Source organism: Alkalihalophilus lindianensis, assembly GCF_032843265.1.
Lineage (GTDB): Bacteria > Bacillota > Bacilli > Bacillales > Bacillaceae_D > Alkalihalophilus > Alkalihalophilus lindianensis.
The window spans coordinates 19,335-33,127 of the sequence record NZ_JAWJBA010000002.1 but is presented as its reverse complement, the minus strand read 5'-3'; the positions used below and the strand labels follow the sequence as shown (position 1 = coordinate 33,127).

The 13,793-nt window shown below is 37.4% G+C and carries 10 protein-coding genes; all 10 read left to right on the top strand.

Annotation, left to right across the window (positions count from 1 at the left end):
• Window positions 1-19: 19 nt before the first annotated feature.
• The 10 genes from RYX56_RS06875 (at window position 20) to RYX56_RS06830 (ending at window position 13,786) form a co-directional block, all read left to right on the top strand.
• Complete coding sequence (locus tag RYX56_RS06875; protein WP_317121351.1) at window positions 20-2,134, top strand: sigma 54-interacting transcriptional regulator; 2,115 nt, start codon at window positions 20-22, stop codon at window positions 2,132-2,134.
• Between the two features lie 456 nt (window positions 2,135-2,590).
• Window positions 2,591-3,976 carry an aminotransferase family protein gene (locus tag RYX56_RS06870; RefSeq protein ID WP_317121350.1) on the top strand — a complete coding sequence of 462 codons (1,386 nt, stop codon included), beginning with the start codon at window positions 2,591-2,593 and terminating at the stop codon, window positions 3,974-3,976.
• Between the two features lie 33 nt (window positions 3,977-4,009).
• The gene (locus RYX56_RS06865) at window positions 4,010-5,089 is read left to right on the top strand and encodes a C45 family autoproteolytic acyltransferase/hydrolase (RefSeq protein ID WP_317121349.1); all 1,080 of its coding nucleotides are present in this window, start codon (window positions 4,010-4,012) and stop codon (window positions 5,087-5,089) included.
• Between the two features lie 19 nt (window positions 5,090-5,108).
• Complete coding sequence (locus tag RYX56_RS06860) at window positions 5,109-6,533, top strand: NAD-dependent succinate-semialdehyde dehydrogenase (RefSeq protein ID WP_317121348.1); 1,425 nt, start codon at window positions 5,109-5,111, stop codon at window positions 6,531-6,533.
• A 24-nt stretch (window positions 6,534-6,557) separates the two neighbouring features.
• On the top strand, window positions 6,558-7,208 hold the full coding sequence (locus tag RYX56_RS06855; protein ID WP_317121347.1) for a GNAT family N-acetyltransferase: 651 nt from the start codon (window positions 6,558-6,560) through the stop codon (window positions 7,206-7,208).
• A 600-nt stretch (window positions 7,209-7,808) separates the two neighbouring features.
• Window positions 7,809-7,934, top strand: a complete 126-nt coding sequence (locus RYX56_RS06850; protein ID WP_317121922.1) for a PspC domain-containing protein — start codon at window positions 7,809-7,811, stop codon at window positions 7,932-7,934.
• Window positions 7,935-8,130: 196 nt separating this feature from the next.
• Entirely contained in the window at window positions 8,131-9,555 is a 1,425-nt protein-coding gene (locus RYX56_RS06845) for a sucrose-specific PTS transporter subunit IIBC (RefSeq protein WP_317121346.1), read from the top strand.
• A gap of 26 nt (window positions 9,556-9,581) precedes the next feature.
• The gene (locus RYX56_RS06840; protein ID WP_317121345.1) at window positions 9,582-11,060 is read left to right on the top strand and encodes a glycoside hydrolase family 32 protein; all 1,479 of its coding nucleotides are present in this window, start codon (window positions 9,582-9,584) and stop codon (window positions 11,058-11,060) included.
• 24 nt (window positions 11,061-11,084) lie between these two features.
• A complete protein-coding gene (locus tag RYX56_RS06835; protein ID WP_317121344.1) occupies window positions 11,085-12,101 on the top strand; it encodes a LacI family DNA-binding transcriptional regulator in 1,017 nt (338 codons plus the stop codon).
• An 8-nt stretch (window positions 12,102-12,109) separates the two neighbouring features.
• Complete coding sequence (locus RYX56_RS06830; RefSeq protein ID WP_317121343.1) at window positions 12,110-13,786, top strand: glycoside hydrolase family 13 protein; 1,677 nt, start codon at window positions 12,110-12,112, stop codon at window positions 13,784-13,786.
• The last annotated feature ends 7 nt before the right edge of the window (window positions 13,787-13,793 follow it).

Sequence of the window (13,793 nt, the reverse complement as noted above, 5' to 3'; positions counted from 1 at the left end):
CTAGGAGGTAATTATCAAAATGAATCCCACAACATATGACAAACTGATTCCTCTTACTTGTCTAGCTGTTGATACCCCAATTGAAGCAGTACAGCAAACATTAGCTGACAGACACTCTTCATATTTATTTCTTACAATTGAAGACAAAATATATGCTTATATCGACCTTGAAAACCTTTGTGAGGATCATAAAAAACTAGAAATAGATATTATAAAAGAACATGCAATTCCAATTAAGCATTTGGGTGAATGGGAAATCGGACACCCTGTATCTTTGGGCTTGATTTTCCAAGTGATGGGTGAGGACATTACTCTAATTAAGGATGAGAAAGATGAATATATAGGTTATATTCATAGAGTAGACGCATTAGTTGAAATGTTTCGTCAAGACAATCATAACGTTGATATTTTTAAAGTTATGCTTTCTTCTATTCCAATGGGGATCTTTGTCGTAGGTCGTGATATGAATATATTAAATTGTAACGAAGCTGGTATAAAAATGATTAGGTCCTCTTACGAGAAGGTTATGAAAGCTAAGGTCGGAGATATTTTTAATCAAGAACACATTGAGATGGTGGTGTCTTCAGGAGAAACCTTACTAAATCAAGTTCATATAACTGATGATATGGGCATTTTGGTCGATTACAGTCCTATTAAAAATGAAAGAAACCAAGTAGAAGGTTTGTTTATTATTGTTCAGGATTTGCCGATGGTAGAAGAAATGGCAATGGAAATTGAATATGTTAAAGATTTAAATACTGACTTACATGCCATATTGGCTACTATGTACGATGAGATTCTTGTAGTGAATAACAAAGGAAAACTCCTTCGTTATAGTGAAAATTTCATTCCAGATATTTGGGGAGTGGATGATATAAAAGAACTGAAAGGGAAAAACTTATTAGAAATTGAAAAGAGCGGTAAGTATAGTCCTTCAGTCGTAAGGCAAGTTCTCGAAAAGAAGAAGAAAGTCTCCGTTGTTCAACAAACACCTAGTGGGAAGGTAATTCTAGCAGTCGGAAATCCCATTTTCAATGATGACGGAGAAATCCACCGTGTTGTCATCGCGTCTAGGGACATCACAGAGACCACAATGTTAAAAGACGAACTTAGAGAAACAAAACGACTTTCAAGGAACTATAAAAAGGAATTAGAGAAGCTAAAAAGTAAAAATCAAATTATTTATTGTAGCTCTAAAATGGAGAAAGTAATAGATAATATCAGAAAATTAGCTCAATTTGATTCAACAGTTCTTATTTTAGGTGAATCCGGAGTAGGAAAAGAGTTAATTGCAAAATCGATTCATAGTGAAGGAAATCGTTCAGATAAACCTTTTTTAGCCATAAATTGTGGTGCAATCACTGAAGACCTGTTAGAAAGTGAGTTGTTCGGGTATACAAAAGGTGCTTTCACTGGAGCAGACACAAAAGGGAAGATTGGTTATTTCGAACAGGCGAATAATGGAGTTCTTTTTTTAGATGAAATTGCAGAAATTCCACCACGTTTACAAGTGAAGTTGCTAAGAGTACTGCAGGAAAAAGAGGTAACCCCGGTTGGCAGTACAAAATCTATTCCTGTTGACGTACAAATAATTGCAGCTACAAATCGAGATTTAGAAAAAATGGTAGAGGAGGGTAAATTCCGAGAAGATTTATTTTATCGAATTAATGTTATTCCTATACATGTCCCTCCATTAAGAGAAAGAACAGAGGACATTCCGTTATTAGCATCTCATTTTATTCAAACCTTGAATGAAAAATATAACAGCAATTACCACTTTTCGCCTGAGGCACTTACGCTCTTAGAAGTATATGATTGGCCTGGTAATATAAGAGAATTACAAAATCTTATAGAGCGGCTAGTTGTTACGACTGATGAGGAAGTCATAAGCCCAGAATTTGTTAGTCGCTCTACAGGTCTTGGTGCAATGAAAAAAGCAAAGCCAATAATAACTGGTATTCTACCCCTCCACGAAGCTCGAGATGAGGTAGAAGAACAATTAATTATGTTAGCGATGAAGAAATATAAAACAACAACAAAAGCTGCACAAGTTTTGCAAATTAGCCAGTCAGCGGTAAGTCGTAAATACCAAAAAATTCTGCAGAATCAAGTAAAGCATTCAGGTGGACACTAGGAACTTCATTTCTTTTCAATAAGAAATGAAGTTCTTTTTTTTCGAATATGAAACCTCTAGTTCGCCAATCATTTCACATGCAAACGGCACTAGTTTAATTTCTAAAGGCACTAGAAGGTTAGCAAAGTATAGAAGTTAATCGTAAAAAAAGAAGAAAGCTAGAGTCCTTTTGAAGCCTGGTCAGAAGAAGTAATGCAATTGGAGGACTGTTCAGACTTAGGGTTTGGCACTTATAAAAGCTTTCAGTAGTAAAGAAACCACTCGTTTTCGCGGGTGGTTTTTATTCTTAAAACTAAATATTTTAATGACCCTTGTTATGCACAGGCATCTAGAGCATGCATCTGTGCATAAAACGGTCAATTTCATTACTGAAAAACCTTATTTAACACTACTAGGAAGTTGGCATGAATTTTGCATTTTTTATAAGTGAATAAAACATAATTGGAGGTTCTATTTATGACATATCAACATTCTATAAGAAAACCGTATATATCAGAGTTGGCAGAACTTGATAAGAAGCATTATCTCCACCCTACAACGGTTCCAAAATTACATGTTGAAAATGGGCCAAAACTTACATTTTCAGAAGGGGAGGGAATCTATGTAAAATGTTTGAATGGAGAGAGCTACATCGATGGCCTTTCGATGCTATGGAATGTCAACATTGGGCATGGTAATAAAGAATTAGCTGAAACTGCGAAAGCGCAAATGTCTAAGTTAGCATTTAGTTCTTCCTTTGCTGGATTTTCAAATGAACCAGCTGTTCATCTTGCTGAAAAACTATCAACAATGGCGCCAGGAGATTTAAATTCAGTTTTCTTTACTTCTGGTGGATCGGAATCCAACGATACGGCATTTAAGTTAGCTAGATTTTATTGGAAATTACAAGGGCTTCCTGATAAGAGAAAAATTATAGCTCTAAAACAGTCTTATCACGGAGTAACAATTGGTGCCCAAACGGCAACAGCTATTCCAGCATTTCATTTATTTTCTGGTTCTGGTATGACAGAAGTTTTCCATGCTACTGCTCATGTCACGAACTGTGAGTTAGGAGATAAGAGTGACCCAAATTATAAAGGTTGCATTCGTGATATCGTTGAAAGAGAAGGGGCAGATACAATTGCCGCCATCATTATGGAGCCGGTTCAAGGGTCTGGTGGGGTCCATATGCCGCCAGATGGTTATTTACAGGCTGTGAGAAAACTTTGTGACGAGTTTAATATTTTATTTATTGCAGATGAAGTGATTTGTGGATTTGGAAGAACTGGAGAAATGTTTGGTGTTGATAATTGGGGGGTTGTACCCGATTTAATGTGTGTGGCAAAGGGGATTTCAAGTGGTTATTCCCAATTAGGTGGTGTGTTACTTAAAGAAAAAATTCACGATACGATCGTTCAATATGATGAGGTGTTAGCTCATGGTTTTACTTACAGTGGTCATCCAACAGCATGCGCCGTGGCACTAAAAAACATAGAAATCCTGGAGAGAAACCAAGTTGTAGAGAATGTTAAAGATATGGAAATCGTTCTAGAAGATGGATTTAACTATTTAAAAGAAAAGCATCCAACTGTGACAAAATCAAGAGCCCTAGGATTGCTTTCTGCTTTTGAGTTATACGCAGATCGAGAAGAAGGAATACCTTTTGACCAATCCATTTTATCTGCCACTGAAGTCGTTGAGGAATGTTTCAAGCGGAAGTTAATTTTAAGACCCCTTGTGTCCAATGTAGGAAGAAATATTGTCGCTATAGCACCACCTCTTATTATTAACAAACAACAAGTTGAGGAGATCATTAGTATTCTAGATGATGCAATATCAGTGTTTGAGAAGAAATATCTATAAGTCTCAATACCGCAAAAGAAAGGAAGTTATTAAATGATTAAAAAGCTAGTTTTAAAGGGTTCCCCTAGAGAAATAGGAAGAATTCATGGTTCTGAAGGAAAAGACGAAGTTTTTCGTAGCCTCGAGACATATAAAAAACTTTTCCTTGGATTTAAAGGGATTAACTGGACAGAGGCAAAAGAATTAGCACTGGTTCATTTAAAAGCAATTGAAGAATATGATGCAGATTTAGTCGAAGAAATGAAAGGGCTTGCAGAAGGGGCGGGCGTTGACTTTGAAGATATCCTTGCATTAAATGCCCGCAGTGAAATTGCTTTAGCTAATTATGGAAATGTATTTACAGACGGTTGTACAGCTATTTCAGTGTCTGCTCCACTTTCCGATATAACAATCATTGGGCAAAACTGGGATTGGAAAGCAACACAGAAAGAAAGTCTACTTTTATTAGAAATACATCAGGAATCTAAACCAATCATTACAATGGTTACAGAAGGAGGTATTATTGGAAAAATCGGGTTTAATTCTGCTGGATTAGGACTTTGTTTTAATGCTCTTTTAACGGATAAAAAATCCAATCAAGTACCTATTCACTTAGGTTTAAGAAGTATTTTAAATTCATCTTCCCTTCACGAAGCTATTTCAAAAATAAAAGGAGAGCAAATTGCTTCTGCTGCAAGTGTAATGATTGGCATGGATGACGGCACTGGAAAAGGAATGGCTCTTAATATTGAAACGTCACCGTACGGAATCGATATGGTAGGTGAAAGCGATGGTAAATTAGTTCACACAAATCACGTCTGTTCAATGGAAATAAAGAAAAAGGTTAAAGATATGAATGAGTTCGCTTTTGACGATTCAATGATACGAAAAAAAAGGGCAGAACAACTAATCAATACAGCCTATGCTCGTAATCAAAAAATTGATGAATCCATGTTTAAAACATGGCTATCCGATCGATTCAATGAACCTAACTCAATAAACCATTATGAAAACTTAAATGCTCCTGAGCATAGGAGAATGGAAACTGTTTTTTCAATCATTATGAATCTATCAGAAAGAAAAGTGTTTCTTAGTATTGGGCATCCAACGGAGGGCTCATTTGAAGAAATCTAATTTTAAGGAGAGGGTATAAATGCTCTATATAAATGGTGAATGGAAGCAGTCAAAATCAGGGAGCACTTCAGACATTTACAATCCCGCAACTGGTGAGTTGATAGGTTCAGTTGCATCAGGGGGGGGAGAGGAAACCTTTGAAGCTATAGAGGCTGCTAAGCACGCTTTTATTACATGGAGGAGACTTCCCGGCCCTGAACGAGGGAAATATCTCAGTAAGGTTGCTTCAATTATGAGAGAGAAGCAAGATGAAATAGCAGAGACCATTACGCTTGAAATGGGTAAACCACTAACGGATGCCAAGGGTGAAGTAATCGGAGCTATAAATTATGTAGAGTGGTACGCAGAAGAGGCAAAAAGAATATATGGGGATATCCTACCAGCTTCACATCCAGACAAACAACTATTGGTGTTGAAACAACCGGTAGGAGTGACAGCTGCGATTACACCTTGGAACTTTCCAGCCTCTATGATAACAAGAAAAATTGCACCAGCGATTGCTGCAGGATGTACAGTAGTTTTAAAACCTGCACCAGCCACCCCTTTATCCGCAATGAAGATATTTGAATGTTTTGATGCTGCAAAATTGCCGAAAGGCGTTGTTAATTTAGTAATGGGAGAAGCAGAAGAAATAGGGAAAGTAATGACGGAAAGCCGAGATGTTCGGAAATTGACGTTTACAGGCTCAACAAAAGTTGGGAAATTATTACTTAAAAATTCAGCTGAAACAGTAAAAAAAGTTTCAATGGAACTTGGTGGACATGCGCCTTTTATTGTATTTGAAGATGCGGATGTTGACGTAGCAGTACAGGGCGTACTCTTAACAAAATTTAAGAATGCAGGTCAGACATGTATTAGTACCAATAGAATTTATGTACATGAAGCGATTGCTGGGAACTTCGGAAGAAAACTAGCTGAAAAAGTGGCTCAACTTAAGGTTGGAAATGGAATGGAAAGTGGTGTGGATGTTGGTCCACTTATAAACAGCGAAGCTGTAGAAAAGGTTGATAGCCATGTGAAAGATGCAATGACAAAAGGGGGTCAAGTACTTTGCGGTGGAAAAAGAGTCAATCAACATAGTAACTTCTTTGAAGCCACGGTTATCAATTTCGCAAATGATGAGATGAAAATTGCTAAGGAAGAAACGTTTGGTCCAGTCGCACCAATTTTCACTTTTCAGAGTGAGGAAGAAGTTGTGAAGAAAGCAAACCATGAAAATTATGGGCTCGCCGCTTATTGCTTTACAAATAATTTAGGCAGAAGTTATCGCTTGATGCAAGACTTAGATTTTGGAATCGTTGGAATGAATGATCCTGCCCCTATTGTTGCACAAGCTCCGTTTGGTGGATTTAAGGAAAGTGGGATCGGGAAAGAAGGAGGGAAATCTGGTATCCTCGAATATTTGGAAGAAAAATTTGTATCGGTCGGATCGTTAACAAAGTAAAAATGAGAAAGGGGAAAACAGGATATGGGGAAACTAGAGATACCTGAAATAGAAAAGGATATAGCCATAAGGACAATGAACAAAGAGGATGTTGCGGAAGTTGCAGCCTTATCCGTTACTAGCTTTGGCCCAGATATCTCCTTTAAATTAGAACATTTTGAAAGCCAAGTGGAGATCTTTCCTGAGGGACAAATCTGCGTAGAATATAAAGGCAAAATCGTTGGCTCATGTTCTAGTTTAATTGTAAATTTTGAAGATTATATCAATGACAATAACTATCAAGCTATTTGTGATAATGGTTTTATCAAAAATCACAATCCAAATGGTGTGAACCTTTATGGGGTTGAGGTTTCTGTCCATCCAGATTATCGCAGCTTAAAGGTTGGCCGAAGATTATATACCGCGCGCAAAAATGTTTGTAAAAATTTCAACTTAAAAAGCATTATCCTTGGTGGTCGAATTCCGTTTTATTACAAACATGCAAATGAAATGTCCCCATATGAGTATGTTCAAAAAGTTCAAGATAAAGAACTCTATGACCCAGTCCTTACTTTCCAATTAAATAATGAATTTGAATTTAGAAAGGTTATTCCAAATTATCTCCCAGGTGATGATGAATCTTTGTATTATGCAACAGAAATGGAATGGGTAAACAGGGACTACAAGGAAGTTTGATTTTTTTAGAAAGCTTATACAAAGTTTAGAGGCCGTTTTGTATTTCCTCGTTCTCTAACTAAAACTTCGGTAAAAAGTTTGTCTAGAAGAATCAGAATCTTGAGTATTTTTAAAGGGATTGGCTATAGTGATTGCTTATGAATTTGGTAGTAAGCTATTAAAATTTCTAATATTTAATCAAACTGGAGACAGCCTAAACTAATTATATTTAAGTGATCTTCAGAATTAATTGAGCAGATTGTTTCTTTTTGAGAAATAATCTGCCCTTTTAAAAAAATAATAATCTCTTAATAAAGGAGGCTTTTATTAAAAAACTTTTTAATGTAACTTTATTAATCAGAAGGTTGCTCATAAATTTAATACTCAATTGGGCTTTTTCCGCTTGGGAAATTAGCAGATTAAATAAAGAATTAGACCCCTTTTTCCAATATTTTACATATGGATTTTCATGATGACTATTGTGAACCGATTGAAGAAGTTAATCAAATTAAAAATCCTGAAGGAGCTGTGGCTATGGGATATTGTGGGGGAATTGCATTTGAAAGATAGAAAATTACGAAAGTCATTAATAGATAAATCTGTATCTGGAGTTTGTGAGGAATAGCTGAGTTTTTTGGGATATCTTCTTTCTTTATAAGACTAACTTTTATATTATTTTCACCTGTTAATTTGCTGATATATATAATTCTTGCTAATACGCTTCCCGATAGTCCTCGTTCTTTATAATTTGTTCTTCAACAAACGGGAGAGAACCGTTCAAAGTGTATTTTAACTCTGGACGTACCTATAGAAGATAACATCTCATCTTTCGAGTAGAGTGATAGCGCATTCAAAAAAAGATTGACGGATACAATGTAAAGCTTTACACTAATTTTATCAAATAAAATGTAAAGCTTTACATTTTGGGGGGATGAAAAAAGAGATGGATTATAAACAGATTGCAAGTGAGATCTTAGAAGCAATTGGTGGTAAGGAAAATGTATCTGCCGCAGCTCATTGTGCCACAAGATTACGCCTTGTATTAAAAGACGAATCTCTCGTTGATGAAAAAAAGCTAGAAGAGATTGATGCAGTCAAAGGTACCTTTTCCACAGCTGGTCAATATCAAATTATTATTGGGGCCGGTACTGTTAATAATGTGCATCGTGAGTTTGTTCAGTTGACTGGAATTGAAGAGATGTCAAAAGATGAAGTGAAAGCTGAAGGAAATAAAAAGATGAATCCAATTCAGCGTTTTGTAAAAATGCTTTCTGATATTTTTGTTCCGATTATACCAGCCATCGTGGCTGGGGGTTTATTAATGGGTATTCACAATTTATTAACATCAGAGGATTTATTCTTTGATGGGCAATCAATCATTAATGTTTATCCACAAATTGCTGACTTAGCAGCCATGGTTAATACTTTTGCGAATGCAGCCTTCGTTTTCTTACCGGTATTAATAGGATTTTCTGCAGCCAAACGATTTGGTGGGAATGCATATTTAGGTGCAGCAATGGGGATGATCATGGTTCACCCAGATCTATTAAATGGATGGGGCTATGGTGGTGCAGTGGTAGATGGAGAGATTCCTGTATGGAATATCCTTGGTTTTGAAATTGAGAAAATCGGTTATCAAGGGACGGTTTTGCCAGTATTGGCAGCAGCCTTTATTTTAGCAAAAGTTGAACAATTCTTTAGACGTGTTGTGCCGTCTGCATTAGATAATTTACTAACACCGTTATTAACAATCTTTATCACGGGTGTTCTTACATTTACAGTTGTAGGTCCCTTGATGAGGCAGAGTGGACATTTAGTAACGGATGGACTTGTCTTTTTATATGAAACAGCAGGGTTCGTAGGTGGTGGATTGTTTGGTCTTTTGTATGCGCCAATTGTCATTACGGGGATGCATCATAGTTTCATTGCAGTCGAAACACAATTACTAGCTGATATTGCAAGAACAGGTGGATCTTTTGTCTTTCCAGTTGCAGCCATGTCGAATGTGGCACAAGGGGCTGCAGCTCTTGCAGTTATTGTTGTAACAGCTAATGCAAAAATGAAAAGCATCGCTTCTGCTTCAGGTATTTCGGCATTACTCGGTATTACAGAGCCAGCGATGTTTGGAGTGAATTTAAAGCTGCGGTACCCATTTTATGCAGCCATTATTGGAGCTGGTGTATCTTCTGCTTATGTAACTTTAATGAAAGTATTATCAATCGCATTGGGGCCAGCCGGATTACCTGGTGTTATTGCCATCCGTCCTGACTCAATGATGCATTTTTTAATTGGATTAGCTATTGCGTTTGCCGTCTCATTTGCAATGACGATTGTATTAGCAAAACGTGCTGCGAAAAAGGAAGCTTAAACATCTTAAAGAGTGAGGGTTAAGTTATGACATGGTCAAGGGAAGAACGATATCGTAAATACCGGGATGTGAGTGAAAAGGAAAGAATGCTCTTGAAGAAAAAAGTAAATGCATGTCCTTGGAGGCAGTCTTTTCATATTCAACCACCAACGGGTTTGTTAAATGATCCAAATGGTTTTGCTTATTTTAACGGCGAATATCATTTATTCTATCAGTGGTTTCCACATGGGCCGGTCCATGGCTTAAAACATTGGTATCATGTAACGTCTACAGATATGGTCAATTGGCAGAATAAGGGGTTAGCCATAGAACCAAATGAATTTTATGAAAGTCATGGAGCTTTTTCAGGAAGTGGAATTGTTGATCAGGGAGATTTGTACCTTTTTTATACGGGCAACACTCGTGATGAGGAATGGCATCGACATCCCTACCAATGTATGGCGAAAATGACGAAAGAAAATGAGCTAGTGAAAGCTGCAGGTCCAATCATCTCTTCTCCTCCTAAGGGGTATACTGAGCATGTAAGAGACCCGAAAGTGTGGAAGACTGGATCTCTATTTTACATGATTATTGGTGCACAGCGAGAAGATAAGACTGGATGTGTCTTACTTTATCAATCAAGAGATATAAAAGAGTGGGAGTTTCTAGGTGAGGTAATCACGAAACTAGATGCCTTCGGTTATATGTGGGAATGTCCTGATTACATTGAATTAGATCACAAAGGTATACTTATTTTTTCTCCTCAAGGGATTGAAGCAGAGGGAGATCTCTATAATAATATCTATCAATCAGGGTATCTCGTTGGGTGGCCATTAAATAGATCCACAATGAATTTTGACCATGGTCCATTTCAAGAATTAGATCGAGGATTTGACTTTTATGCCCCACAAACCACTCTTTCTGAAGATGGTAGAAGAATCATGATCGGGTGGATGGGGCTTCCTGAAATGAATTACCCTACAGATGAAAATGGATGGGCCCATTGCTTAACTTTGCCAAGAGAACTTGTATTAAAGGATGAAAAATTGATCCAAAGACCAGTTAGAGAATTAGCCAACCTACGTAGTAACCAAGAAGAGGTGGCAGACCAACTATTGAATGAAAGAAAGAGTTACCCTCACATCTATGGTACTACTTATGAGTTAGAAGTAGAGTTTGAAGTAGGAACGAGTGAAGTTGTTGGTATCGAATTCCGAACTAGTGAAAACGAAAAAACAATTGTACACTATAATCATCTAAACAAAAAAATAACACTTGATCGAAGTGAATCTGGTAAAGAGGTGGGTACTACGTATGGTACCACGAGGGCAGTCGGATACGATGGGGAGACCATTACTTTTCATTTGTTTGTCGATGTATCCTCTTGTGAAGTGTTTATAAATGATGGCGAGGAAGTATTTACATCGCGCATCTTTCCTTCAGATCATAGTACGGGTATTCAGTTTTTTGCACAAGGCGGACAAGCTTCGTTTCAGGCTAAGAAATGGGATTTATCAATGAGATGATGGGCCCATTGTGGGGTGTTCAACTTGCAAAAAGATATTAATATTAGTGAAGTGGCAAAGAAAGCAGGTGTTTCGATTGCGACCGTTTCAAGAGTGTTTAATAACTCAGGTCGTGTCAAAGAAAGCACTCGTAAAAAAATTCAAGCGATTATTGAAGAAACAGGCTACAGACCAAATGTTTTAGCCAGAGAATTAGCGGAGAAAAAAACACATTTAATCGGAATGATTGTTCACAGTCTGACAGGGGAAGGTTTGCCTAGAGCGATTAACGGGGTCAATCAAGTATTAGATGAAAATGGATATAACCTTTTAATTGCTTGTTCTGAAGGAAGCTTTGCGAACGAAAAAAAACACTTTGAGTTATTCAGACTAAAACGAGTAGATGGGATCATATTTGCTACGCGTCAGTTTAAGCCAGAACACGCTGAATGGATTAAAAAGCTACCTATACCAGTTGTAGTGTTGCTGCAAGATACACAAGAGCAGGAGATCCCATTTGTGGCGTTTGATAATAAGCGATTTGCAAAAGAAGCTACTAAAACGTTGCTCGAACAAGGTCATCAAGCTGTCGCCTATTTAGGTGGCCCAGAGAACTCTGTTAACTCAGCTGAAAGGAAATCAGGTGTAGAAGAAGCGTTAGGGGAAGTAGGGCTTCAATTGGATCGTGAGTTAATCGGACAAGGAAATTACTTGATCGAGAGCGGGTACAATGAGATGGAAAAAATTATTCAAAAAGGAAAGAGGTTTGATTCGGTCATTGCTGTTAATGATGGTATGGCAATTGGAGCATTAAATTGTCTACAAGACCATGGTTTTAACATTCCAAATGATGTATCGGTCCTCGGATTAGATGATACGGTGCTCACCCAAGCTTCTAGGTTAAAACTCTCAGGTGTTCATTATTCTTATACAGACCTAGGTAGGCAGGGAGCGGATATGTTGCTCAGACAAATTGGTCAAGAAGAGATATCATTTGAGAAAATAATGATTCCTTTTGAGGTGAAGCTACGCGAAACAGTAAAGAATAAAGAGAAAGGATGAGAGAAGTAATGAGTAAGCAATGGTGGAAAGAGAGTGTCGTCTATCAAATTTACCCTCGAAGTTTTAATGATAGTAATGGGGATGGTATTGGTGATATTCAAGGGATTATTTCTAAATTAGATTACCTGACAGAACTAGGAATTGATGTAGTTTGGCTCTCACCGGTCTATCAATCACCAAATGATGATAATGGCTACGATATAAGTGATTACGAAGCGATTATGTCTGACTTTGGAACAATGGCTGATTGGGATCAGTTGTTAGAAGAAATGCATACACGAGGGTTGAAACTCGTAATGGACTTGGTGGTTAACCATTCTTCAGATGAACATGATTGGTTCATTGAATCAAGAAAGTCAAAAGAAAACGCATATCGTGACTATTATATTTGGAGACCGGGTCAAGACGGTAAACCTCCAACTGACTGGATCGCTTCTTTTGGTGGTTCTGCTTGGCAATATGATGAGGAGACAGACGAGTATTTCTTACATATGTTTTCAAAAAAACAACCAGATCTCAACTGGGAAAACGAGAAGGTTCGTAAAGATGTTTATGAAATGATGCGTTTTTGGTTAGATAAGGGTGTAGATGGTTTCCGGATGGACGTCATCAATATGATCTCTAAAAAAGAGATTTTACCAACTTATGAGGAATTCCAAGCTGGCTATGCAAAGGCTGAACCGTATCAATTTAATTTACCAGGTGTGCATGATTACTTACGTGAAATGAATGAGGAAGTGTTATCAAAATACGATATCATGACCGTTGGAGAATGCCCGAAAGTGACACCAAGCGAAGCAAAAAAATATACAGCAGAACATAGACAAGAGCTAGATATGGTCTTTCAATTTGAACATATGGGCCTTGATAAATATAAAGGTAAGAGTAAGTGGGAGCTTAAGACGCTCGAGCTTCGGGACTTAAAAGAGAATCTTTCAAAGTGGCAAAAAGAGTTAGAGAATGACGGGTGGAATAGCTTATATTGGTGTAACCATGACCAGCCTCGAATTGTATCTCGTTTTGGTGATGATGGTAAATACCACCGTCAATCAGCAACGATGCTTGCGACACTTTTGCATATGATGAAAGGGACACCTTACATTTATCAGGGTGAAGAAATTGGGATGACAAATTGTCATTTTGACTCAATTGACGATTACCGTGATATCGAAACGCTTAATTACTATCAGGAGATGGTAGGGGAACATGGAAAGACTCCTAATGACATCATGCCTTCCATCTATGCGAAAAGCCGTGATAATGCGAGGACCCCGATGCAATGGAATTCAAGTGCAGAAGCAGGATTTACAACCGGTACCCCGTGGATAAAGGTTAATCCTAATTATAAAAAGATTAACGTAGAGAATGCTTTAGCAGATGAGAATTCTATTTTTCATTACTATAAGAAATTAATCGAGCTAAGAAGGCAGCATGAGGTGATGGTATATGGATCCTATACCTTGCTAGCAGAAGACCACCCAGCTGTATTTGCTTATGAGCGAGAACTAAATGGCGAGAAGCTTCTTGTTTTATGTAACTTTTACGGAGAAAAGACAACTTTTGAATTAAATGATTGCACCCCATATGAGGTGTTAATAAGTAATTATCCAACAGAATTGCCAAATGATGCGATGGTGACCCTAAGCCCATATGAGGCATTGGTATACAAAACTACCTCCCACTAATAATGTG

What these genes read in the sequence shown, in the direction of transcription:
- RYX56_RS06875 (WP_317121351.1), top strand. Translation starts at nt 20, where the DNA reads ATGAATCCCACAACATATGACAAACTGATTCCTCTTACTTGTCTAGCT.
- RYX56_RS06870 (WP_317121350.1), top strand. Translation starts at nt 2,591, where the DNA reads ATGACATATCAACATTCTATAAGAAAACCGTATATATCAGAGTTGGCA.
- RYX56_RS06865 (WP_317121349.1), top strand. Translation starts at nt 4,010, where the DNA reads ATGATTAAAAAGCTAGTTTTAAAGGGTTCCCCTAGAGAAATAGGAAGA.
- RYX56_RS06860 (WP_317121348.1), top strand. Translation starts at nt 5,109, where the DNA reads ATGCTCTATATAAATGGTGAATGGAAGCAGTCAAAATCAGGGAGCACT.
- RYX56_RS06855 (WP_317121347.1), top strand. Translation starts at nt 6,558, where the DNA reads ATGGGGAAACTAGAGATACCTGAAATAGAAAAGGATATAGCCATAAGG.
- RYX56_RS06845 (WP_317121346.1), top strand. Translation starts at nt 8,131, where the DNA reads ATGGATTATAAACAGATTGCAAGTGAGATCTTAGAAGCAATTGGTGGT.
- RYX56_RS06840 (WP_317121345.1), top strand. Translation starts at nt 9,582, where the DNA reads ATGACATGGTCAAGGGAAGAACGATATCGTAAATACCGGGATGTGAGT.
- RYX56_RS06830 (WP_317121343.1), top strand. Translation starts at nt 12,110, where the DNA reads ATGAGTAAGCAATGGTGGAAAGAGAGTGTCGTCTATCAAATTTACCCT.